Source organism: Streptomyces sp. NPDC093598 (assembly GCF_044764825.1).
Classification (GTDB): Bacteria; Actinomycetota; Actinomycetes; order Streptomycetales; family Streptomycetaceae; genus Streptomyces.
Genome location: NZ_JBIWIV010000002.1, coordinates 1,218,975 through 1,239,131 on the forward strand (window position 1 = coordinate 1,218,975; position 20,157 = coordinate 1,239,131).

A 20,157-nucleotide genomic window follows, 5' to 3' on the forward strand; every position below is an offset into this window, starting at 1 on the left:
TGCCCTTCATCCATACGGGAGGGAGCCGTGCCGTGTTCAGCGCACCGGTGATCTCTTCGGCGTCACCCGGCGGCCGGGGCCGCGAGCAGGGCCCCGCTGCGCGCGTCGCCCCATACCGAGTCCGGATCGACGTAGGGCCGCAGCAGGGCGGTGAGCGCCGGGTCCCCACGGCCGTTCAGCTCGTCGGAGGCGATCTTGCGGGCGATCCCGGCGAGGAAGTCCGCCACCTGCACGCGCGCGTCGTCGCGCGCGACGACGAGCCGCAGCCCGGCCAGGCCGATGCCGGCCCGCCGGGCCGTCCCCTCGATCCACGCGATGCGGTCCGGCGTCAGCATGTTCTGCCGGTCGTGCACGAGGTGGACCGGCCGCCCGTGCCCGTTCCAGAGCGCGGCCGTCCGTACGATCGCCGGGAGCAGCGGGTTGAGCGGCGGGATCAGGGGCGGCCCGGCCAGGAACCCGTCCCGGTAGGACACCGCACGGGGCCGGGTCGCGGCGAGCCGCTCCAGGATCCTTGCCGCGTCCGTCCGCGGATGCGCGTGGCGCAGGGTGTCGACCGTGCCGTAGAAGGCGTCCACCGGGTCCCCGTCGTGGCGCACCCGCAGCAGTCGGTTGGCCGCCTCGAGGAACGCCCGCCAGCCGTCCTCGCCGAAGGCCGGGCGCCCCACGCGGAACAGGGCGGCCGCCTCGGCCGGATCGTCCAGCAGCAGGCTGACGGTCCGCTCCACCACGAAGAAGGTCTTCTCCATGAGGTGCACCCGCGCGTGCCCGTGGATCGGCCCTTCCGGCGCGAGCAGCCACTCCAGCACCGCGCGGTGCTTCTCCCGCAACAGGTGGTTCGCCTTGTACTCCTCGGCCGGTGACCGGATTCGGTCCCGGATCTCTCCCACCGCCGCCGCGGCCGACGCCACGGACAGCGAGACGCCGGCGTGCGCGAACACGTCCGTGTTCCCGCCGGTGAGGTTCTCACCGTCCGACCCCGACTCGTCGCAGGCGATCTCCAGGAACGCGCCCGCCGCCCCGCCCCGCGCCCCGTCCGCAAGATTCCCGCTCACCGCACAGCCCCCTATCGTGTGCCCATGACCAGGATCCCGCACGAGACGTCCGGTGAACCGAATCCCCTGCAAGCCCTCACGCTCGACCGCCTCCGCCGACGCACCAGCATGAAGTGGCGCACCTACCCCGAGGACGTGCTGCCGCTGTGGGTCGCCGAGATGGATGTTCCGCTCGCCGAGCCCGTCGTGCGGGCCGTCACCGACGCGCTCCACCTCGGTGACACCGGCTACCCGGCCGGCACCGCCTACGCGCAGGCCCTGGCCGCCTTCGCCGGGAAACGGTGGGGCTGGGACGGGCTCGCCGTGGAGCGCACCGCGATCGTGCCCGACGTCATGCTGGGTGTCGTCGAGATGCTCAAACTGGTCACCGGCCCCGGCGACACCGTGATCGTGAACCCGCCCGTGTACCCGCCGTTCTACCTGTTCGTGCAGCACATGGACCGGCGGGTGGCCGAGGCCCCGCTCGGCGCGGACGGGCGCATCGACCTCGATGTCCTGGAGGAGGCCTTCCGGCAGGCGGTGGCGGGCGGGCGGCGGGCCGCCCACCTGCTGTGCAGCCCCCACAACCCGACCGGCACCGTGCACACGGCCGAGGAGCTGTCCGCCGTCGCCGGGCTCGCCGAGCGGTACGGCGTGCGCGTCGTCGCCGACGAGATCCACGCCCCGCTCGTGCTCGGCGCCGCCGGCTTCGTGCCGTATCTGAGCGTGCCGGGCGCCGAGCGCGGCCTCTCCCTGATGTCGGCCTCGAAGGGCTGGAACCTGCCCGGCCTCAAGGCCGCCCTCGCGATCGCCGGGCCGGGGGCCGCCGCCGACCTGGACCGGATGCCCGAGGAGGTGGGGCACGGTCCCGGCCACGTCGCCGTGATCGCCCACACCGCCGCCCTGCGCGACGGCGTCACCTGGCTGGACGCCCTGCTGGCCGGCCTCGACAGCAACCGGCGGCTGCTCGCGGACCTGCTGGCCGAGCACCTGCCCGCGATCGCCTACCGGCCGGGCGACGCCACCTACCTGGCCTGGCTCGACTGCCGCGCCCTCGGGCTCGGCGACGACCCGGCCGACGTCTTCCTGCACCGCGGCCGCGTCGCCCTCAGCTCCGGCCTCCCCTTCGGCACCGGCGGCACCGGACACGCCCGCCTCAACCTGGCGGCCTCGGCGGAGGTGCTCACGGAGGCGGTGCGGAGAATGGCGGCGGCGCTGCGCTGAACCCGGGGACGCGCTCGTACACTTCCCGCCATGGACGACAGGACGCTGGACGCACTCGGCGCGGGCAAGTACCTGCTCATCACCAGCTACCGCAGGAACGGCACGCCGGTCGCCACCCCGGTCTGGGTGGTACGTGACGGGGACGCGCTCGGCGCCTGGACGCCCACCGAATCCTGGAAGGTGAAGCGGATCCGCAATCGCGCCGACGTGCTGGTCGGCCCCTGCGACCTGCGCGGCAACCCCACCGGCGACCAGGTGCCCGCGACGGCGGAGATCTGCGACCCGGCCACCACCGCCCGCTACCGGAAGCTGATCGCCCGCAAGTACGGCCTGACGGGCCGGCTGACCCTGCTCGGCAGCCGGCTGCGCCGGGGCCTGGACGGCACCGTGGGCATCCGCATCGTCATCTGACCTCCGGCAAGCGCTTTCGACCACGGGGGAGTAGGCGCCCCGTGCGCGGGAAAGGGCACCTGCCATGAGCCGAACTCCCGTCCTGCGCGCAGCCGTCGTCGGCACCGGCCACCGGGCCCGGCTGTTCACCCGCGGCCTCGCCGAACGCCCCGGCCATGTCGTGGCCGCGCTGTGCGACCCCAGCCCGACCCGGATGGCCTTCCACAACCGGCTGCTGGCCGAGACCGGCGCACCGGCCGCCACCCCGTGGCAGCCCGACCGCTTCACCGACCTGCTCGCCGAGGAGGGCATCGACGAGGTCGTCGTCACCACCGTCGACGCCGAGCACGACCGCTACATCGTCCCCGCCCTGAAGGCGGGCTGCCGGGTCGTCACCGAGAAGCCGATGACCGTCGACGCCGGGCGCTGCGGCCGCATCCTCGACACCGTCCGCGAGACCGGCAACTCCCTGACCGTCGCCTTCAACTACCGCTTCAACCCCGTGCACGAGAAGGTCCGCGCCCTGCTCGCCGACGGCGCGGTCGGCGAGGTGCTGTCGATCCACTTCGAGTGGCTGCTCGACGTACGGCACGGAGCCGACTACTTCCGCCGCTGGCACCGCGAGAAGCGCCACAGCGGCGGCCTGATGGTGCACAAGTCCTCGCACCACTTCGACCTGGTGAACTGGTGGCTCGCCGACGAGCCCCGGGAGGCCTTCGGCTACGGGCGGCTCGGCTTCTACGGCCGCGAGGCGGGGGAGCGGCACGGACTGCGCCGGGACTACGAGCGCGCCCACGGAGCCGAGCAGGCCGCCGACGACCCCTTCGCCCTGGACCTCGCGGCCGACGACACCCTGCGCGCCCTCTACCTCGACGCCGAACGCGACGACGGCTACCTGCGCGACCGGAACGTCTTCGACGGGCCGGTCACCATCGAGGACGACATGTCCGTGCTCGTGCGCTACGCGCGGGGCGCGACCATGACGTACCACCTGACCGCCTACTCGCCGTGGGAGGGCTACCGGGTGATGTTCAACGGCAGCGCGGGCCGGCTGGAGCTGGAGGTCGAGGAGAGCCGCTGGCAGTCGCCGCGGACCCGGATCGCGTCGGCGGCCGGCGCCGTGCACGGGGACACGGCGGCCGCGCCCGCGGGCGGCGCCCGTCTGACCCTGCGCCCGCTGTGGCGGCCCCCGGTGGACGTACCGCTCACGGTCGCCCACGAAGCCCACGGCGGCGGTGACCCGCGCATGCTCGACGCGCTGTTCGGCCCCGCCGACCCCACCCGCCCGGCGGACACCGCCGCCGGCACCCGTCCGGCGGCCACCGAACGCGACGGAGCGCTGGCCCTTGCGGTCGGGCTGGCGGCCAACCGGAGCTTCGAGACGGGGCGGCCGGTGCGCACCGACGAGCTGATCACCGGCTGAGGGAGTGTCAGGTCCAGGCCCGGTACGGCTCGTCCAGCAGCTGGAAGACCGGCTCGCCCCTTACCGGGTCCTTGGCCGTGGACAGCCGTACCCGGTCCCCGCTGTGGATGCCGATCGGCGGGCCCATCACCCGGCCGCGCACCACGAACCCCTCGGACATCTCTATCTGTGACACGTTGCGTGCCGCGGGGGTGTTGCGGTGCACCACCGTGGAGTGGCGGACGGTGCCCGTGCCCTCGGCGCGCTCCGTGCGCAGCTCGCTGCCCCGGCAGACCGGACACAGCAGCCGGTGGTACATGGCGGTGCCGCACCAGGTGCAGCGCTGGAAGAGGATGGCCTCGGCGTTCTGGCCCCTCGGGTCGAGCAGACCCGTCGCGGAGCCGGCTGCCTGCTGAGCGACGCTTCCTGAGTGGTACACGCTGGTCAACTCCCTGCACTCGGCCGGAATCCGCGCACGCGATCACCCGCGCACACGTGTGCGCGGTTCGCCGTGCCACCGTGCACGCAGCACAGAGTATGGCACTCAGTGCCACTCGTAAAGGCACTCCGTACCCTCAATGTGCGGGGGCTCAGCCCCGCCCCAGCGTCGATTCGATCTCCTGCACGACCCGCCACAGCGGCGCCCCGCGCCGCGACACGACGACCACCACGTCCTCGGGCTGCTCCACGGCCGGCGGCACCGGCGCGCCGCCGAACGCCGACCGCACATAGGCCAGTGCGTGGTCGACCGTGGTGCTCGCCTCGCCCTGACCGTCCGAACGCAGCCAGGAGCGCAGCGCGTTGTTGTGCGCCGCGACCACCGCCGCCGCGATCACGTCGGCCTGAAGGGTGCCGTCCCGGCGGGCGGCGAAGCGCCTGCGCAGATACTCGGCGAGGGCCCGCTCGTAGCGCCACACCACCGACAGCTCGTAGGCACGCAGCCCCGGCACCTGCTTGGTGAGGCGGTAGCGCTGCACGGAGAACGTCGGGTTCTCGGCGTACATCCGCAGCACCAGCCGGGCCGCCTCGCAGACCCGCCCCACGGGTTCGTCGCCGTCGGAGCCGTCCGCCAGGAAGGCCGTCATGTCGGCCAGGCACCGCTCGTGGTCCGGGAAGACCACGTCCTCCTTGGACGGGAAGTAGCGGAAGAACGAGCGCCGTCCGACACCCGCGAGCGCCACGATGTCGTCGACGGTGGTCTGCTCGTACCCCCGCTCCAGGAACAGCTGGAAGGCCGCCGCCACCAGGGCGTCCCGCATGGGCGGCTTTCCGGGGCCGGCCTCGGCTTTCTCGGAGCTCATGAGCGCGAACGTAGCACCCGGGAGAGCCCTCATGGCACTCAGTGCACTCGGCGAGGTACTGAGTGCTCTGCCCGCCGGGCCGATCGGCCTTCTGAACCGCGGGCACGGCGGCCGCGTATCCAACGGCAGGAGACGATCCTCGAAGTCGGGCGCCCCCGGGCCGGACGAAGGAGAGCAGCGTGTCGACACCGTCCGAGCCCCGGCCGCCGCACGACGGCCCGGCCCTCGAACCCATCCGCGTCCTGCGGCCCCGCCGCACCGACGCGCTCGCGGAACTGATGCGGGAGTTCCACCAGGACACCGGCCAGGAGCCCGGCGGCCACGAGTCCGTCGCGCTGCCGGGGAAGCCGCCGGCCGGATCGGAGGCCCTCACCCAGGAACTCCCGCCCGTCGCCCGCGAGAGGCGCCGGCGCACGGACGCCGTGCCCCCGGGAGCCGGGCTGCGCCGCGCCGCCGTCGCGGTGGCCGTCCTCGCGGCCGCGGTGATCGGCTTCGGCGGTGCGCTCCTGCTCCGCGGCGAACACCCGGACGACAGCGCGGCGCCCGCGCCCCGCCCGCCCGGGTCCGCCGCCTCCACTCCCGACCCCGCACCCGCCCCGCCCACCCCGCCCGCCACGGCACCCGTGGACCCCGACGGTGTCGGCACCCTGCGCGAGGGAGCCACCGGCCCCGAGGTGACCGAACTCCAGCAGCGCCTCCTGCGCATCCCGGACGTCTACCGGGACGGCTCCACCAGCGGCCGCTACGACCCGGCCCTCACCGCCGCGGTCGCCCGCTTCCAGCTCTGGTACGGCATCCGCGGCGACGAGACGGGTGTCTACGGCAACGACACCCGGGCCGCACTGGAGTCCCGCACCCCGGCGGGCCCGAGCTGATGTGTGACCATGGCCGGCATGGACGAGTTCATCGACCGGCTGAACCCCGACATGTACGTGGTCACGGCCGCCGCGGGCGGTGAACGGGCGGGCTGCCTCGTCGGATTCGCCTCGCAGTGCTCGCTGCGGCCCGTGCGGTTCGTGGTGTGGCTGTCCGAGCTCAACCACACCTTCCGGGTGGCCCGGAACGCCGAGGTCCTCGCCGTGCACCTGCTGGGCCGCGAACAGCACGGCCTCGCCGAGCTGTTCGGCGGACACACCGGCGATCGGACGGACAAGTTCCGGGACGTCCGCCTGCGCGAGGCGTACGGCGGAGCCCTCGTCCTGGAGGACGCGCCGGCCTGGTTCGTCGGCCGGATCGTGACGCGCGCGGGCGGCGGCGACCACATCGGCTTCGTCCTCGACCCGGTCGAGTGGGGCGGGCACGAGGGCTACGACGGGCCGTTGCTGCGCCTTTCCGACGCCCTCACCATCGACCCCGGCCACCCGGTCGACTGACGCGGCTCCCCGTATGTCGAACACCGGGCAAGGGCTGGGGAAAGCAGCGGTACGGCAGGACCACCAGGCGTCACCCTGGGCCGGGGCGACGCACGAAGCGCCCGAACCGCCGCGAAACGAAGGCCACGCCCATGAACGGCTCCCGCATCCCGGGCCTGGTGCTGCCCACTCTCTTCCTGGTGGCCCTGCTCGTGGGCCTGTGGTGGTACTGGCGTCACCGCGGGGACTCGTGAGGCGGACGTGACGCCTACCGGTCCTGAACCCCGGGAACCCGGACGTCCACCACGCACACGTCGTCCCGCCGCTCGTCCGGCAGCATCCGCGCGAGCAACGGCCCCAGCGACCCGGGCCCGTCGCCGTGCGGAGCCGCCACCGCCTCGGCCAGCTGCTCCAGACCCCGGTCGATGCTGTCCGGAGGGTGCTCGACCAGGCCGTCGGTGTACAGGATGAGCCGGTCGCCCGGGTCGAGACGGAATTCCGCCTCCTGGTAGACCGGTGAGGCGGTCGCCCCGAGCAGCATGCCGCCGGGGCGGCGCAGATACCGCGCCTCGCCGTCACGCAGCAGCAGCGGCGGGGGATGCCCCGCCTGCGCCCAGACCAGGCGCCGGCGTCGGGGCTCGTAGCGGGCCAGCACCATCGTGGCGGTCGCGTGGGAGTCGCGGGAGTGCAGCAGCAGTGTGTTCAGCCGGGCGAGCGCCCCGGTCAGCGACGAGCCCGTGATGACCATGCCCTTCGCGGTGAACCGGAGCTGGGCCATCGTGGCCACGGCGTCGACCCCGTGCCCGGCGACATCGCCGACCACCAGCAGCGCGTCCCCGTCGGGCAGCTCGATGGCGCTGAACCAGTCACCGCCGACGTGCACCCCCGACTGGGCCGGCAGATAGGCGACCTCGACGCGCAGCCCGGCGAGGTGCACGGGACGGTTGGCCATCGGCAGCAGCGCGTGCTGGAGCCGGGAGGCCAGGGTCCGCTCGGCCTGGAGGACGTCGTGCTGCGTCAGGATCGCCCGCTCGCTCTCGACCAGGGCCAGCTCCGCCCGCCGCCGGGCGGTCATGTCCTGCACGAAGCCGTGCACCTCGACGGGCGTGCCGTGCCGGTCGGCCACCGCTTCGGCCACCAGCCGCAGATGCCGGATGACGCCGCTCGTCCGGATCCGGAACGGCACGTCGAACGGCCGCCCCCCGTGGACGAGTTCACCGACGGCGCGCGTCAGCGCGGGCGTGTCCTCGGGCAGGGCGAGCTCCGGCACCTCGGACAGGCGCACCGGGCCGTGCGCGGGATCGCGGCCGACGAGGGAGAACACCTGCGTCGACCAGGAGGCCTCCTGCGTGACCAGGTTCCAGTTCGCCCAGCCGAGATTGCCCAGCCGTTGCAGGTCCGCCAGCCGCTGCTCCTGCCGGTCGGAGGAGCCGTGCCGGATCCACGAGACGACGAGGGCGTCGCCCAGCGGCGCCACCCGGGCCGTGTACACGGACAGCTCGGCGACGCCCGCCACGACCTCCTCGTGTGCGAACGGCTCGCACTCGCAGGCCTGCCCGGTGGTCAGCACCTGCAGACAGCACTGCCACAGCGGCTCGGCCGCCAGGGCCGGCCGCAGCTCCATCAGCCGCCGCCCGGCCGGTTCCTCACCGGTCCGGCCCAGCAGGTCGCCCACCTGGGCGGTCGCGGCCTCCACCCGGAAGTCCTCGGTCTCGCCCGTCGCGGACCGCAGCGGCGTGAGCAGCATCGCCGCGACCGGCAGCGCCTCGAACAGCGCCTGCACCGCGTCCGTGGCGGCGTCGGCGTCCCGCTCGGGCGGGGCGTCGAAGGCCCGCAGCCGGCCGGCGCACAGCCTGGCGACGCCCCGCAGATGGGCGCGGTCACGCCCGGTGAAGGCTCCGGCACGGCCGCGCAGCACGCCGATGCAGACCTCTGCCGAGCCCGCCGTGAGCACCGGCAGCCAGGCGCGCGAGCGCCACCGTTCGGGAGGGTCACCGATGAGCAGGTACTGCCGTTCGTCCGCGGCGAAGTCCTCCAGCCAGCGCGGCTCGCCCGCCCGCAGCGCGTCCTGCGCCGCCATGCCGCTCAGCGGCGGCACCTGGCACCACTGGGCCGCGAGTTGGTCCTCGATGCCCGCGTGCCCGACCAGCCCGAGGCCGCCGTCGGGCCTGCGTGCGTAGATCAGGACCGCGTCCGCCGACATGTCGGGCCCGAGATGCTCCAGCAGGCACCGGGCGAGGTCGTGCGGTGTCATCACCCGAACGAGGGCCTGGCCGAGTCGGGCCAGGGCGGCGGTGACGTCGTCCGGCGCGGCCGACTGCTCCAGAGCGTCCGCCCCGCCGTCGGGAGCCCCGAAGACGGCGGACTCGCTCGCCCCGCCCGGGCCGTCCGGCGCCGGAGCGAGGCCGCCCAGGGTGATCCAGCACTCCTCCAGCAGGGTGTGACGGGCGGCCTTGGCCCGCTGGAGCAGCTGCTCGCCCGCCGCGTCGGCGGTACACCCGCTCAGCGCCATCACGGCGCCCTTGGCCCGTTCCACGACAGCCGAGGTGGCCGCCTGGTCGCGCAGCCGGTCCAGCTCGGCGCGCTGCCGGGCGACGATCTTGGCCAGTTCGACCAGGTCCGGTGCGGCACCGGGCTGCGCCGGCGTCACAGGCTCGCTCGTCACGCGTTGAGCATTGCACACCTGGCCCGATTCGAAGACCGCCGTGTGCTCACGGACTGCTCGACCGCCCCAGGCGCCCCATCGGTCACGTCATCCTCGCGGGGACGTCAGTGGCCGTCGTACGGATACAGCCACAGCCGTAGCAGCCGGCTGAGCCGTGGCATCACCAGGTACGTCAGCACCGGCAGCAGCACCAGCGGGAAGACGGCGGCCCGCAGGGGCAGCGGCCAGCCGGTGGTGTGGGGCGTCACGAGCCACTGGACGAGCAGGGTGAAGGGGTAGGCGCCGAGGAAGGTCGTGAGGACCATCTTCCACCGGGGCGGAGCCTGCACGGTGGTGCCGGGCAGGCTGAACCAGGTCTCCATCCCGGTCGTCGACTGGCGTTCGCTGCTGACCTCGGTGGCGATGTCCTCGATGCGCCGGTGCCAGTGCGCGCGCTCCTCGGACTCCAGCCAGGCGGCGAGCCGGTGCTGGTCGGACCAGCGCAGCACCGCGTGGTAGCGGTGGCCGTCCTCGGGCGCCAGCCAGGAGACGCCCTCGTTGCCGGGGAACTGTGTCCGGCGCAGCGGGTGATGCCGTGCGCCCACTCCTCGAACCGCTGCTCCCGGCCGGGGCGCACCTGCCAGGTCAGGACCGTGGTAACCGGCTCACCGTGCCGGACGTCCGTGGTGCTCATTCCTCCGCGGGTGCCACGCTCGGCGTGGGTCATGCCCGCCCGCTCACGGCTGGCGGTTCGCCTCCACCAGCGCCTGGGTGACCGCCCGGACGCTGCGCGCGATGTGCTGGAGCTGCATGACCTCGGCCGCGTACAGCTTGATCGTGTGCTCGATGACCCCCTCGTGCAGGCCGAGGCCGGGCAGGTCGGCGCGGGCGGTCTGCAGGGCGGTGCGGGCGACCCGGATCTCGTTCTGGACCTGGATCTGGGCATGTCGCGCGAGGAGGACCGGGTGGCGGATGAACACGGGGTATCCGGCGTAGCGCGTGGGCACCAGCTCGCGCAGCCACTTGGCCGCGGAGCGCTCCCAGTCGTAGCTCCCGGGGGTCTTGACCTGGCAGGGCCAGTCCGGGCTGATGCGCGTGGTCGTCAGGGGCATGATCATCGCTTCCGGGTGTGCGGCGTCGTGTGGGTGGACGACGGGTCGGGGCGGCCCCGGCCTAGGGGATGACCGGGGCCGCCTCGAACACCCGGGACGCCGGAGTGGGTAGGACCCGGCTCCACGGGTGCGGAACGGATCCGGAAACAGCCGGGTCGCGATCCGTGAGCAGTATTTATATATGCCATCTGGTTTGCAAGAAGCATGAAAACATTCATGCGTGCTTTGTTGTGGAAGGTCCCCATGTGGGGTCGGCCGCCTGCCGCTCAGTCCCTGAGGAAGAACTGGTGCTGGTCGGCGACCTGCTCGTACTCCTCCAGCCGCGCCTGCGTCCGCTCCGGATCCGCGTCCGTCATGGCCTGCAACAGCGCCGAGCACATCACGCCCGGAGCCGCGTAGGAGTCGAAGACCAGTCGCGAACCGGTACCGAGGGCGAAGACGACGTCCGCCTCGTCCGCGAGCGGACCGAGCGCCAGGTCGGTGATCAGAGCGACCTTGAGCCCCGCGCCCCGCGCGACCCGCACGGCCGTCAGGGTCTCCTGGGCGTGCCGGGGCATGGAGAACGCCAGCACCCACGTACCACCGGCCTCACGCGACTGAAGCAGCGCGTCGTAGGCGACGCTGCCGCCCCGCGTCACCAGCCGCACGTCCGGGTGGATCCGGCGGGCGGCGTAGGCGAAGTACTCCGCCAGCGAGACGGAGATGCGCAGGCCGAGCACCGTCAGGGGGGCGGACGACGAGAGCTTGCGGCCGACGTCGATGACCACGTTCGGATCGGCGAGGTCCCGCCGCAGGTTCTCCAGGTTCTCGATCTCGGCATCGACCGCCGCCTGCAGTTCGTTGCCCCGCATCTCCTCGGCCGGGCCGACGGCGAGGGTGCCCAGTGCGATCGACTGGAGCTTCTCCCGCAGCGACGGGTAACCGCTGAAGCCGACCGCCGAGGCGAACCGCGTCACGGAGGGCTGGCTGACGCCGACCCGGTCCGCCAGGTCCGTGATCGACAGGAACGCAGCCTCGGTGATGTGCTCGATCAGGTACTGCGCGATGCGCCGCTGCCCCGGGGACAGCCTGGGCCGGTCGAAGAGTGCCCTGAGCTGGGCGGACGGGGAGACCTCCGCTTCAGGGGCGCCCTTCCCCGAAGTGATCGCGGATGCCTGTGCGCGTGCCTGCTGCGGCGATGGCACCGGTGCGCCTCCTTCGTCTCCCACGGACGTTCAACATAGCTCACGCACCGTGGTGACCAGGGTTTCTCCGGACAGCATGAGCTGCCCCGCACGGGGTTACCCGTACGCCGGGCGGGAACCCGCCGCCGCACACGACCCCGAGAGGAGCCACCTGCATGACCGTCCCCGAGGAGAACCGGCCGAAGACGCAGACCACCGACGAGCTGCTGGAACGCCAGGACGAGAACCGCTCGCGGCCGCCGGGCGCGAGCGGCCGCACGATGCGCGAGGCCTTGGAGGAGGCCGAGGTGCGCCCCGACGACTACGACGACCGGTAGGGCCATCCCCGGCATCCCCCCGACCGAACCGACGACGCTTCCGGCAGGTGAGACGGCATGGGCGCGCTGAGTGCGCTGGAACAGACCCTGGAGAACCGATGGGACGCGCTGTGGGCGCGGCTCCTGGACAAGGAACCGGTCGAGGTCCTCGACGCCTTGCGACGCGAGTGCGACGCCAACGCCGTCGTGTGCCGTGAGGGCCGCGTCATGGTCCCCAACGCCTACGACGTGGAACTGCCCGACGACGTGCACGACCATCTGACCCGCACCGGCACGGACGTGGGCGAGGCGCTCACCGACAGCCTGTCCCGCCACGCGGAACGCCGCGGTTACGAATTCGCCGGCCCGCTGGCGGTCCACGTGGCGAGGTGCCCCGACGTGCCCAACGGCCGGTACCGGGTGGCCTGCCGGGTCATGCGGCACGTGAGCGCGGACGGGTTCTTCTACGCGACCCACTGACGACGCGCCCTTTCAGGCCCTCAACGGCGATACACCGTGATCGAGTGCCCGACGTCATCGACGGGGCGGCTGCCGCGGATCAGCGCGGCCAGCCGCCCCGTGGCCTTCGCGGCCGCGGAATCCGACACGACCAGCAGCCCCCGCACCTCACGGACCGGTACCCGCCGCGGATCCGAGGCCTTGATGCCGTAGAAGGAGGGCACCCCGCTGCCCTTGTACACGAGCCAGACCCGCTCGCCCGGATACCGCTCTCTCAGCCGGTCCGCGAGCCGCCCGAGATCCTGCCCCCAGTCCACGTTCGAGTCGTGCAACCACTCCCGGGTCCTGCCCGGCCCCCCGAACGCCTCGTTGGAGTACGGCAGATAGTAGGGGTACGCCCGCACCGAACTGACGGCGGCGCATGCCACCAGTGCGGCCACCCCCACGGACACCCGCCGCCGCACCACGAGCACGCAGCCCGCCGCCACCGCGAGGAACAGCGGCAGGAACACGGCGTACCGGGTCCCGAAATCACGTGCCCCCTGCATGGCCGCCGCCAGCAGCACCAGGGGAACGGCCAGCACATACGGTGCGACAGGCCGCAGCCGCCGGACCACCGCAACGGCCACCACACCCCCGGCCCACAGCGCGAGCATCCCCAGCGGCGTCTTCACCAGCAGCGCGGCCGGCAGGTAGTACCAGAGCGAGCCGTCGTAGAGTCGCCCGAACAAGAACCCCTGCCACGGCCGGTTCTCCAGCCCGAACTGCACCCGCATCCCGTCCCGGTACGCCTCAGGGAAGGGCAGGAGCCGCACCAGCAGCCCCCGCAGCCCGTGCACCACGGGCACATGCTGCTCGGGAGTCCAGCGCAGCCACGGGTCGACCATCAGATACGCGGCCCACACCAGCGCGATCGCCGCCGAGGCCGCCATGCCCGCGCCGGCGACCGCACGCAGCAGGCGCCGGCCCCCCGTGGACGTCCGCCACACCGACGCCCCGGCCAGCACCATCAGCACCGGCACAGCGGGCAACGTGCTCATCTTCGTGGCCAGCGCGGCGCCCAGCGCCACTCCCGCGAGCGGCACGTGCAGCCGCGGGCTGCGGCGCGCCCGCCACACCAGCCATGCCGACGTCAGCACGAACCCGGCGGCCGGTACGTCGAGCGTGGCGAGCGAACCGTGGGCGATGACATCGGGGGAGAAGCAGTACAGCGCCAGTGCGGCCAACCCCGCTGCCGACCCGGCCAGTTCACGGGCGAAGGCGAACACCACCAGCCCGAACGACAGGGTCAGAGCGATCACCGGAAGGCGGGCCCACAGCATCAGCCGCCAGGGATCGTTGCCCGACTCGTACAGCAGATGCCGGCCCGACTGCCCCTGGTCCCCGGAGAAAGCGGGGTCCATGTGCGGGTCGGCGAGGGCGACCCCCGCCCCGATGACCAGCTTGCCGAGCGGCGGATGCTCGGGGTTGTGCCGCAGCCGGTGCTCGTGCACGTACTGCGCGGCCGCGCCCACGTACACCGGTTCGTCGATCGTCGGGGTCTGCCGCACGGCGGTCGTGACCATCGCGAAGGCCATCTGGGCGAGCAGCACGGCCACGAGGAGCGGCACCGGCCACCGTCTGCCGGTCCGGCGTGCGGCGTCGGCCGGTGCCGGAGGCGAGAGCGACACGGGCCGCGGAACGGCGGGAGCGATCCACAGGTCCCTCATGGACCCACTCTGCATCAGCCCCCGCCGTGGAAAGCGCTACCGCCTCACGAGTCGCACCGACAGTCCGTCAGCCGTGTGGACGGGCACGGCCCGCAGCGTCTTCGAGTCCAGCTCGACACGGTCGAACCGGCCGCGCAGCTGCGGAGCGGACAGGACCGGAACGGTCGTCCCCGCGACCGGCGGCCGCTCGGCGTCGAGCCGCAGCGACAGCACACTGCCCCGGCCCAGCAGAACCCGACGGCGCACCGCGAGGGCCGGCCCGTGGTTCCGGCGCAGCTCCAGCTCCAGCGTCGACTCGCCCTCCTGGACGTACGAGCCGCGCACCCGCAGCACCTTGTCCGCGCGCAGCGTGCCGCCCGTGACCCGGACGTCGCCCTCGCCCAGGGCGCCAGGCGACGCGGCCACCAGCGTGCCGGCCTCCAGCACGGTCCCGCCGTGGTAGCGGTTGTGGCCCGTCAGGGTGAGCGTGCCCGAGCCCCGCTTGGTCAGCCCGCCGTCACCCTCGATGTCGTTGCGCCAGCTGTCGGCCGCGTGGAAGCCACCGGCCGTCGCGTCGAGCGTCACGGTGACGTCCCGGTCGAAGGCGCCGTAACCGTCCGCCGCGGCGAACAGGTTCAGCCGGCCCCACTGCTCGAAGCCGTCCAGCAGCACGTACCCGGAGGGCAGCGCGGTCGTCCGCAGCACCTCGCGCCGCTGGTCCGCGGTCAGGTACGGCAGCCGCGTCTCCAGCAGCACCTCCGCGCCCTTCGGCACGGTGAGCGGCTCCTTGCGGCCGCGGCGCGGCAGGACGTACGTCAACCGGTGCCCGACCGCACGGGCGTTGGCCTCGCGGTCGGCGTAGGCGTCCCCGGCGCCCGGGTGGGCGTAGTCGTACAGCGTGTCCGCCGTCGTGCCGGTGCGCTGCGTGAAGTAGGCGAGGGCCTGGGCGCGGGCCGCGGCCTTGAGCTCCGCGTTCGCCGGGTCGGCCAGCGTCGCGGCGGTCAGGGCGGTGGCCATGATCCGGCCGCCGATGACGTCGACGGGGGAGTGCATGCCCGACATGATCCGGGTGTGGCTGAGCTCGAACGCCCGCGTCACCAGCTCCTGGAACCGCTCGGGCACCGCGTACGCCAAGGCCAGACCGGCCAGATGGAAGGCGTTGGTGTGACCGCTGGGGAAACCGCCGTCCTCCGCCGCGTTCTCGGAGCGCTGGCGCAGCAGCTGCGGGGCGACGACCACGTCCGAGTCGTACACCGGGTAGCCGAGGGCGTCCTTCTCCCCGGTGTCGACGACCTCGCTGTCCTCGTTCATCCGCCACGGGCGCGGGTACTGGAAGGCGAACTTGCCCGGGTTGCCCGAGGCGAACGGCCCGCGCACGGTGTCGACCAGCTTGGCCACCCGGCCGAGGTCCGAGTCGTACGAGCCCGCCCCGAGCGCGGACCCGGCCGGGGCGTCGGCGGGCAGGGTGTCGTTGATCTTCCCGGGGGGCGTGCCGTCCGGGGCGACCGTGATCGAGGTGACGGCCTTGGCGCCCGCCTTGTACAGCCCGGCGAGCGGGCCGAGACCGGCGATCATGGCGTAGCTCTGGTGCCGGCGGTCGTAGAGGAAGGCCTCCTTCGCCTGCGCCTCGGTGCGTGCCCGCGTGATACGGGCGCAGTAGCGCATGTTGGCGCGCAGCACCTCGCGGTCCAGGACACGGCCGGTGTTCCAGGCGTCGCCGGTCTTCCACACCTGCGACATGCCGCCCAGGATCCGGACGACGGCGTTGGTCTCCGGGGTCAGGTTCGTGACGACGTTCGACTTGTAGTCGTCGACGAACGCGGCGAAGCCCGTGGCGGCCTTCGCGTCCGCGGCGCCGAGCCACCCGACGAAGGCCGGGGCGGCGACCAGCGCGGCCGAGCCGCCCAGGGAGGTTCTGAGGAAACCCCTCCGGTTCAGGGTGGGGGAGTGGTGCCCGGCGGATGACGGCATGGGTGTGCCTCTCTTCAGTTCTGCGGCCGTGCGGCCGGGTGAGGTCGTGCGATCGTGCCTGATTCGAAGGCCGCGTGGTGTCCCGTCGACGAGGGTTCCGCGGCCGGGACGTGTCCCGCGGGTGAATGCGCGGCCCCGGCTCACAGGAGCGACCGCGCCAGCGCCACCGCGCCCTCGACCGGTGGCACTCGCAGGGGCCTGGCGCGGGCCGTGGGCACCGCTTCGGCCAGGGCGACGGTGAAGGCGTCGTACAGCTCGGGCTGGGACAGCACCGTGCCGCCCGCCACGACCACGTCGTCGACCGCGACCCCTCGGGCGGCGAGCCGGGTGACCAGCGCGGCGAGCGCCCCGCCCGCCTCGTCGATCACGGTCCGGGCGAGCGCGGAGCCGTCGGCGGCTGCCGCGAAGACGACGGGAGCGTGCCGGCCCCACTCGGCGGAGACATCCGTGGCCCTCTCCAAGGCCGCGCCGAGCGCGGGTACTTCGGGCACATCCAGCGCCGCGATGAGCCCGAGCGCGAGCGCGTCGGGCCGCTCCCCGCGGTCGTGGGCGGCCCACACGGCCCGTGCCGCCTCCCGGACGAGACCGGCGGCGCCGCCCTCGTCGCCGAGGACCGCGCCCCAGCCGCCCACCTGGACGGCGGTGCCGTCGGGCAGCCGCCCCACCGCCACCGAACCGGTGCCGGCCACCAGGCCGACACCCTTGTCCAGTCCGGCTGCGGGGACGAGGAGCTGCGCGTCGCCCACGACCAGTGCCGGCGCGTCGAAGCACCGTCGGAGCGCGGCGCGTATCCGCGCGCACTGGCGGGGGGTCTCGCAGGCGTGCCCGCCGACGGCCACGGCGGACGGGCGTGCGCCCGCCGGAAGCACGTCGGCGATCAGCGCGGCCAGCCACCGGGCGGCGGCCGCCGGGTCGTGCGGCCGCCAGCCGCCGCTCGCACGGACGTGGTCGGCCACGGGGGCGTCGCCCGCGAGCGCGCGGAGATGCGTCTTGGTGCCGCCCACGTCGATACCGACCACGAGGGGCGCGAAGTCCTGCACGGAACCTCTTTCGTCGTTGCGCTGAGCTGCGACGGCGGGCGAACCGTGCCTGCGGGACGGGCAGTTGAACGACTAGGGAAGCCCCGGGACGGGCTTCTGGCGGAGCACGGCAGGCGAGTACCGTGACATTCGTTAGGAAGTTAACTAACGAAGTAGAGTGCGTCAAGAGGAATTCCCTTCGCCGCGTCCCGTGAAGACGATCCGAGACGATCGACCCCAGAGCGCGGCCCGTCACCCGTGTGGGGGAACTGTTGGAACCTGACGTGGCAAGAGCCCCCCGCCTGACCGAGAGCGCGGGTGCGGTGTTCGCCGTGCTGGCCGGGGCCGGCCGGGCGACCCGGCCGCAGCTCGCGAGCCTCGCGGGCCTGTCCAAGCCGACCGTGTCCTCCGCCGTCGCGGAACTGGAGGGCGTCCGGCTCGCCGCCCACTCCGGTACGGCCTCCAGCGGCACGGGACGCAACGCCGCCGTCTACCGTCTCGGGCCGGCCGCAGGGGCCGTGCTCGCCGTCGACCTCGGCCCCGCCCTCACCCGGGTCCGCGGCTGCGCCCTGGACGGCACGCTGCTCGCCGAGGCCACCGGCTCCCGGGCGGGCGCCGCCGACGTCGTGCGCGAGGCGCTCGACGCGCTGCCTGCCGACGCCCCGCTGCGGACCATCGTGGTCGCCGTCGGTGACGTCACGGCGCCGCACAAGGAGGGCGCCGGTATGCGTCCGGCGACCGCCAAGGCCGGTCCCGTCTTCGACGCCGTGGCCGTCGCGCTGCCGCCGGGCGTCCCCGTCCACCTCGAGAACAACGTCAACTGTGCCGCCCTCGCCGAGCTGCACGAAGGTGCCGCCCGGGGCCGGAACACCTTCGGCTACCTGCGCATCGGCGTCGGTATCGGCCTCGGCATCGTCGTCGGCGGCCAGGTGCTGCGCGGAGCGAACGGCGCCGCCGGTGAGCTGGCCCGGCTGCCCTACCCGTGGGACGACGGCCGCGAACCCCGCCACGAGGCCCTGGAGGAGTACATCGGCGCACGCTCCCTGCTGCGGCGCGTGGCCGAGGCCTGGCCGGACGCCGACGGGCCGTGCCCCGGCACCGTCGAGCAGCTCTTCGCCCTCGCCGGACAGGGCCGTGCCGCCGCCCGCGCCGCCGTCGACCGCCATGCCGTGGACGTGGGCCGGCTGGCCGCCGCCGTGACCGCGGTACTGGACCCGGGGCTGGTCGTGCTGGGGGGCAGCACCGGCGCGTACCCCCAGCTCCTGCACGGTGTCCGGGCCGAGCTCGCCCGGCTGAGCTGGCCCACCGAAGTCGTCAGCAGCACGGTCGGCGATCTCGGCACCGTCGTGGGTGCCGCCCGGCTCGCGGTCTCCCGAGGAGTCCAAACCGTGACCGAGTCCGCGGGGACGAAGGATTGACGGCTTCCGACTCGATCTGCCAATGTCCGGACAAGCGCTTTCTGAGTCGGCCGGGACGCCGACTCCGGGTGAGCCTCCCGCCCGTACGCGAAGTACGGCAGCCGCACGAGGGCGTGCTTGTGCGACGCCGGCCGTCATGGCCGGGGACCCCACCCGTCAAGGCGACGCGGCCGGGCGAGGCCGTGCCCCCGGAAAGCGGAATCTCCTGCAAAATGCACCCGTGCCGCCTCGGCTGGCGCCGTGCTTCTTCCGCTACGAGGAAAAGGGATTGAAGATGACCAGTCTGGGTGTGCGGCGCTCCCGCCGGCTCGGCCGCGGTGGCATACGCCGCGTTGTTCCCCTCGCTGCCGTGGCCACGGCAGGTGCTCTTCTGCTCTCCGCCTGCGGGTCGGACTCCGGCTCGGGCGGGACCTCCAAGTCGCTGACGTTCTGGATCTCCACGGTTCCCGGGCAGGACGCGGGCTGGAAGAAGATGGTGGCGCAGTACAAGAAGGAAACCGGCGTCGCGGTCAAGCTCGTCAACATTCCCTACGACGGCTACGACGCGAAGCTGCGCAACGCCGCGCAGGCGAACTCCCTGCCCGACGTGGCGGCGGTGCCGAAGCTGGACCCGATCTGGGCGAACAAGCTGATCGACCTCAGCTCCATCGCCAACAAGAAGAGCAACAAGATCAACGGCAACTTCGTCGCCAAGGACTCGTCGGGGAAGGTGCTGTCCATCCCCTCGGACGTCACCGCGTCCGGCCTGTTCATCAACAAGTCGCTGTTCGAGAAGGCCGGCGTCTCCTTCCCGGCCTCGCCCCAGAAGACCTGGACCTGGACCGAATTCATCAAGGCGGCGGACAAGGTCCGGGAGAAGACCGGCGCCAAGTACTCCCTCACGTTCGACCAGTCGCCCTCCCGGCTCCGCGCCATGGTGTACGAGCTCGGCGGGAAGTACGTCCACGCCGACTCCTCCGGCAAGTTCTCGGTCGACGCCGCGACCAAGAAGGCCGTGAAGCGCTTCGTCGAGATGAACGACGACAAGACCATGCCGAAGTCGGTGTGGACCAGCGGCGCCGACCCGTCGGCCATGTTCCAGAGCGGTGACGTGGTCGCCTACTGGTCCGGCGTGTGGCAGGTTCCCGCCTTCGCGGAGAGCATCAAGAAGTTCGACTGGGCGAGCGTCCCGACCCCCGCCGAGCCGGTGCAGGCCAGTGACGTCAACAGCGGCGGCATGACGGTGGGCTTCAACAACAACGGCGACGCGGCCGCCGCCGCGACGAAGTTCCTGACCTGGCTGTACGAGCCGGCCCACTACCAGGCGCTGTGCGAGGCGTCCGGGTTCCTGCCCGTCGAGAGCGGTCTGAACCCGAAGTACCCCTTCAAGTCGGAGGCGGCGCAGGCGGCGTTCAAGCTGTACAACGAGTCGATTCCGCTGTACGCCCCGATCTCCGGCTACTTCAACACCGCGCAGACGAACTGGGTGCTGAAGGGCAAGAGCCTCACCGAGGACCCGACCAAGACGGAGCTCGGCAAGGCGATCAACGGCCAGCAGTCGGTCGACAAGGCGCTGGACAACATCGTGGCCGGCTACAACCAGCAGGTCGGCGGCTGAGCGCAGGCCGACAGGCCCGGGCGGCGGGGTCAAGACACACCGCCGCCCGGCCTCGGGACCCACGCGATG

General features: G+C 73.0%; 19 protein-coding genes. 9 read left to right on the forward strand and 10 right to left on the reverse strand.

Annotation, left to right across the window (positions count from 1 at the left end; translation table 11 throughout):
• Positions 1–62: 62 nt before the first annotated feature.
• On the reverse strand, positions 63–1,052 hold the full coding sequence (locus tag ACIRDU_RS11560; RefSeq protein WP_403577184.1) for a hypothetical protein: 990 nt from the start codon (positions 1,050–1,052) through the stop codon (positions 63–65).
• A gap of 24 nt (positions 1,053–1,076) precedes the next feature.
• Between ACIRDU_RS11560 and ACIRDU_RS11565 the strand changes: the two genes are divergently transcribed.
• From ACIRDU_RS11565 to ACIRDU_RS11575, 3 genes are all read left to right on the forward strand, one after another.
• Positions 1,077–2,255, forward strand: coding sequence for a MalY/PatB family protein (locus ACIRDU_RS11565; protein ID WP_403577187.1), 1,179 nt, complete (start codon positions 1,077–1,079; stop codon positions 2,253–2,255).
• Between the two features lie 30 nt (positions 2,256–2,285).
• Entirely contained in the window at positions 2,286–2,666 is a 381-nt protein-coding gene (locus tag ACIRDU_RS11570) for a PPOX class F420-dependent oxidoreductase (RefSeq protein WP_403577190.1), read from the forward strand.
• A gap of 64 nt (positions 2,667–2,730) precedes the next feature.
• Positions 2,731–4,068 (forward strand): Gfo/Idh/MocA family protein, encoded by a 1,338-nt coding sequence (locus ACIRDU_RS11575; protein ID WP_403577193.1) that lies wholly within the window; start codon positions 2,731–2,733, stop codon positions 4,066–4,068.
• 7 nt (positions 4,069–4,075) lie between these two features.
• Here ACIRDU_RS11575 and ACIRDU_RS11580 read toward each other — a convergent pair whose 3' ends face one another.
• Positions 4,076–4,486: a Zn-ribbon domain-containing OB-fold protein gene (locus ACIRDU_RS11580; protein WP_403577196.1), complete on the reverse strand. Its 411-nt coding sequence runs from the start codon at positions 4,484–4,486 to the stop codon at positions 4,076–4,078.
• 151 nt (positions 4,487–4,637) lie between these two features.
• Positions 4,638–5,306, reverse strand: a complete 669-nt coding sequence (locus tag ACIRDU_RS11585) for a TetR family transcriptional regulator (protein WP_403577407.1) — start codon at positions 5,304–5,306, stop codon at positions 4,638–4,640.
• A 221-nt stretch (positions 5,307–5,527) separates the two neighbouring features.
• Between ACIRDU_RS11585 and ACIRDU_RS11590 the strand changes: the two genes are divergently transcribed.
• A complete protein-coding gene (locus ACIRDU_RS11590; protein WP_403577198.1) occupies positions 5,528–6,223 on the forward strand; it encodes a peptidoglycan-binding protein in 696 nt (231 codons plus the stop codon).
• Positions 6,224–6,232: 9 nt separating this feature from the next.
• Positions 6,233–6,721 (forward strand): flavin reductase family protein, encoded by a 489-nt coding sequence (locus ACIRDU_RS11595; protein ID WP_403577200.1) that lies wholly within the window; start codon positions 6,233–6,235, stop codon positions 6,719–6,721.
• A 247-nt stretch (positions 6,722–6,968) separates the two neighbouring features.
• On the opposite strand, the gene ACIRDU_RS11600 is transcribed toward ACIRDU_RS11595, so the two are convergent.
• From ACIRDU_RS11600 to ACIRDU_RS11615, 4 genes are all read right to left on the reverse strand, one after another.
• On the reverse strand, positions 6,969–9,365 hold the full coding sequence (locus ACIRDU_RS11600; RefSeq protein WP_403577202.1) for a SpoIIE family protein phosphatase: 2,397 nt from the start codon (positions 9,363–9,365) through the stop codon (positions 6,969–6,971).
• Positions 9,366–9,469: 104 nt separating this feature from the next.
• Positions 9,470–9,949: an antibiotic biosynthesis monooxygenase gene (locus tag ACIRDU_RS11605; protein WP_403577205.1), complete on the reverse strand. Its 480-nt coding sequence runs from the start codon at positions 9,947–9,949 to the stop codon at positions 9,470–9,472.
• Between the two features lie 132 nt (positions 9,950–10,081).
• Entirely contained in the window at positions 10,082–10,462 is a 381-nt protein-coding gene (locus ACIRDU_RS11610; protein WP_031133768.1) for a hypothetical protein, read from the reverse strand.
• A 260-nt stretch (positions 10,463–10,722) separates the two neighbouring features.
• Positions 10,723–11,640 (reverse strand): MurR/RpiR family transcriptional regulator, encoded by a 918-nt coding sequence (locus ACIRDU_RS11615; protein ID WP_403577207.1) that lies wholly within the window; start codon positions 11,638–11,640, stop codon positions 10,723–10,725.
• A 155-nt stretch (positions 11,641–11,795) separates the two neighbouring features.
• On the opposite strand from ACIRDU_RS11615, the gene ACIRDU_RS11620 reads away from it, so the two are divergent.
• Both ACIRDU_RS11620 and ACIRDU_RS11625 read left to right on the forward strand, forming a co-directional pair.
• On the forward strand, positions 11,796–11,957 hold the full coding sequence (locus ACIRDU_RS11620; RefSeq protein WP_403577209.1) for a hypothetical protein: 162 nt from the start codon (positions 11,796–11,798) through the stop codon (positions 11,955–11,957).
• A 57-nt stretch (positions 11,958–12,014) separates the two neighbouring features.
• Complete coding sequence (locus tag ACIRDU_RS11625) at positions 12,015–12,416, forward strand: DUF3662 domain-containing protein (protein WP_403577211.1); 402 nt, start codon at positions 12,015–12,017, stop codon at positions 12,414–12,416.
• A 20-nt stretch (positions 12,417–12,436) separates the two neighbouring features.
• On the opposite strand, the gene ACIRDU_RS11630 is transcribed toward ACIRDU_RS11625, so the two are convergent.
• The 3 genes from ACIRDU_RS11630 to ACIRDU_RS11640 all read right to left on the reverse strand — a co-directional run bounded on the left by ACIRDU_RS11630 (position 12,437) and on the right by ACIRDU_RS11640 (position 17,094).
• On the reverse strand, positions 12,437–14,104 hold the full coding sequence (locus ACIRDU_RS11630) for a phospholipid carrier-dependent glycosyltransferase (protein WP_403577214.1): 1,668 nt from the start codon (positions 14,102–14,104) through the stop codon (positions 12,437–12,439).
• A gap of 36 nt (positions 14,105–14,140) precedes the next feature.
• Positions 14,141–16,054: a phosphatase PAP2 family protein gene (locus tag ACIRDU_RS11635; RefSeq protein ID WP_403577217.1), complete on the reverse strand. Its 1,914-nt coding sequence runs from the start codon at positions 16,052–16,054 to the stop codon at positions 14,141–14,143.
• 140 nt (positions 16,055–16,194) lie between these two features.
• The gene (locus ACIRDU_RS11640) at positions 16,195–17,094 is read right to left on the reverse strand and encodes a BadF/BadG/BcrA/BcrD ATPase family protein (RefSeq protein ID WP_403577220.1); all 900 of its coding nucleotides are present in this window, start codon (positions 17,092–17,094) and stop codon (positions 16,195–16,197) included.
• A 263-nt stretch (positions 17,095–17,357) separates the two neighbouring features.
• Between ACIRDU_RS11640 and ACIRDU_RS11645 the strand changes: the two genes are divergently transcribed.
• Together ACIRDU_RS11645 and ACIRDU_RS11650 are read left to right on the forward strand one after the other, a co-directional pair.
• Positions 17,358–18,491, forward strand: coding sequence for an ROK family protein (locus ACIRDU_RS11645; protein ID WP_403577222.1), 1,134 nt, complete (start codon positions 17,358–17,360; stop codon positions 18,489–18,491).
• 274 nt (positions 18,492–18,765) lie between these two features.
• Positions 18,766–20,088: an extracellular solute-binding protein gene (locus ACIRDU_RS11650; RefSeq protein WP_403577225.1), complete on the forward strand. Its 1,323-nt coding sequence runs from the start codon at positions 18,766–18,768 to the stop codon at positions 20,086–20,088.
• Positions 20,089–20,157 lie beyond the last annotated feature (69 nt).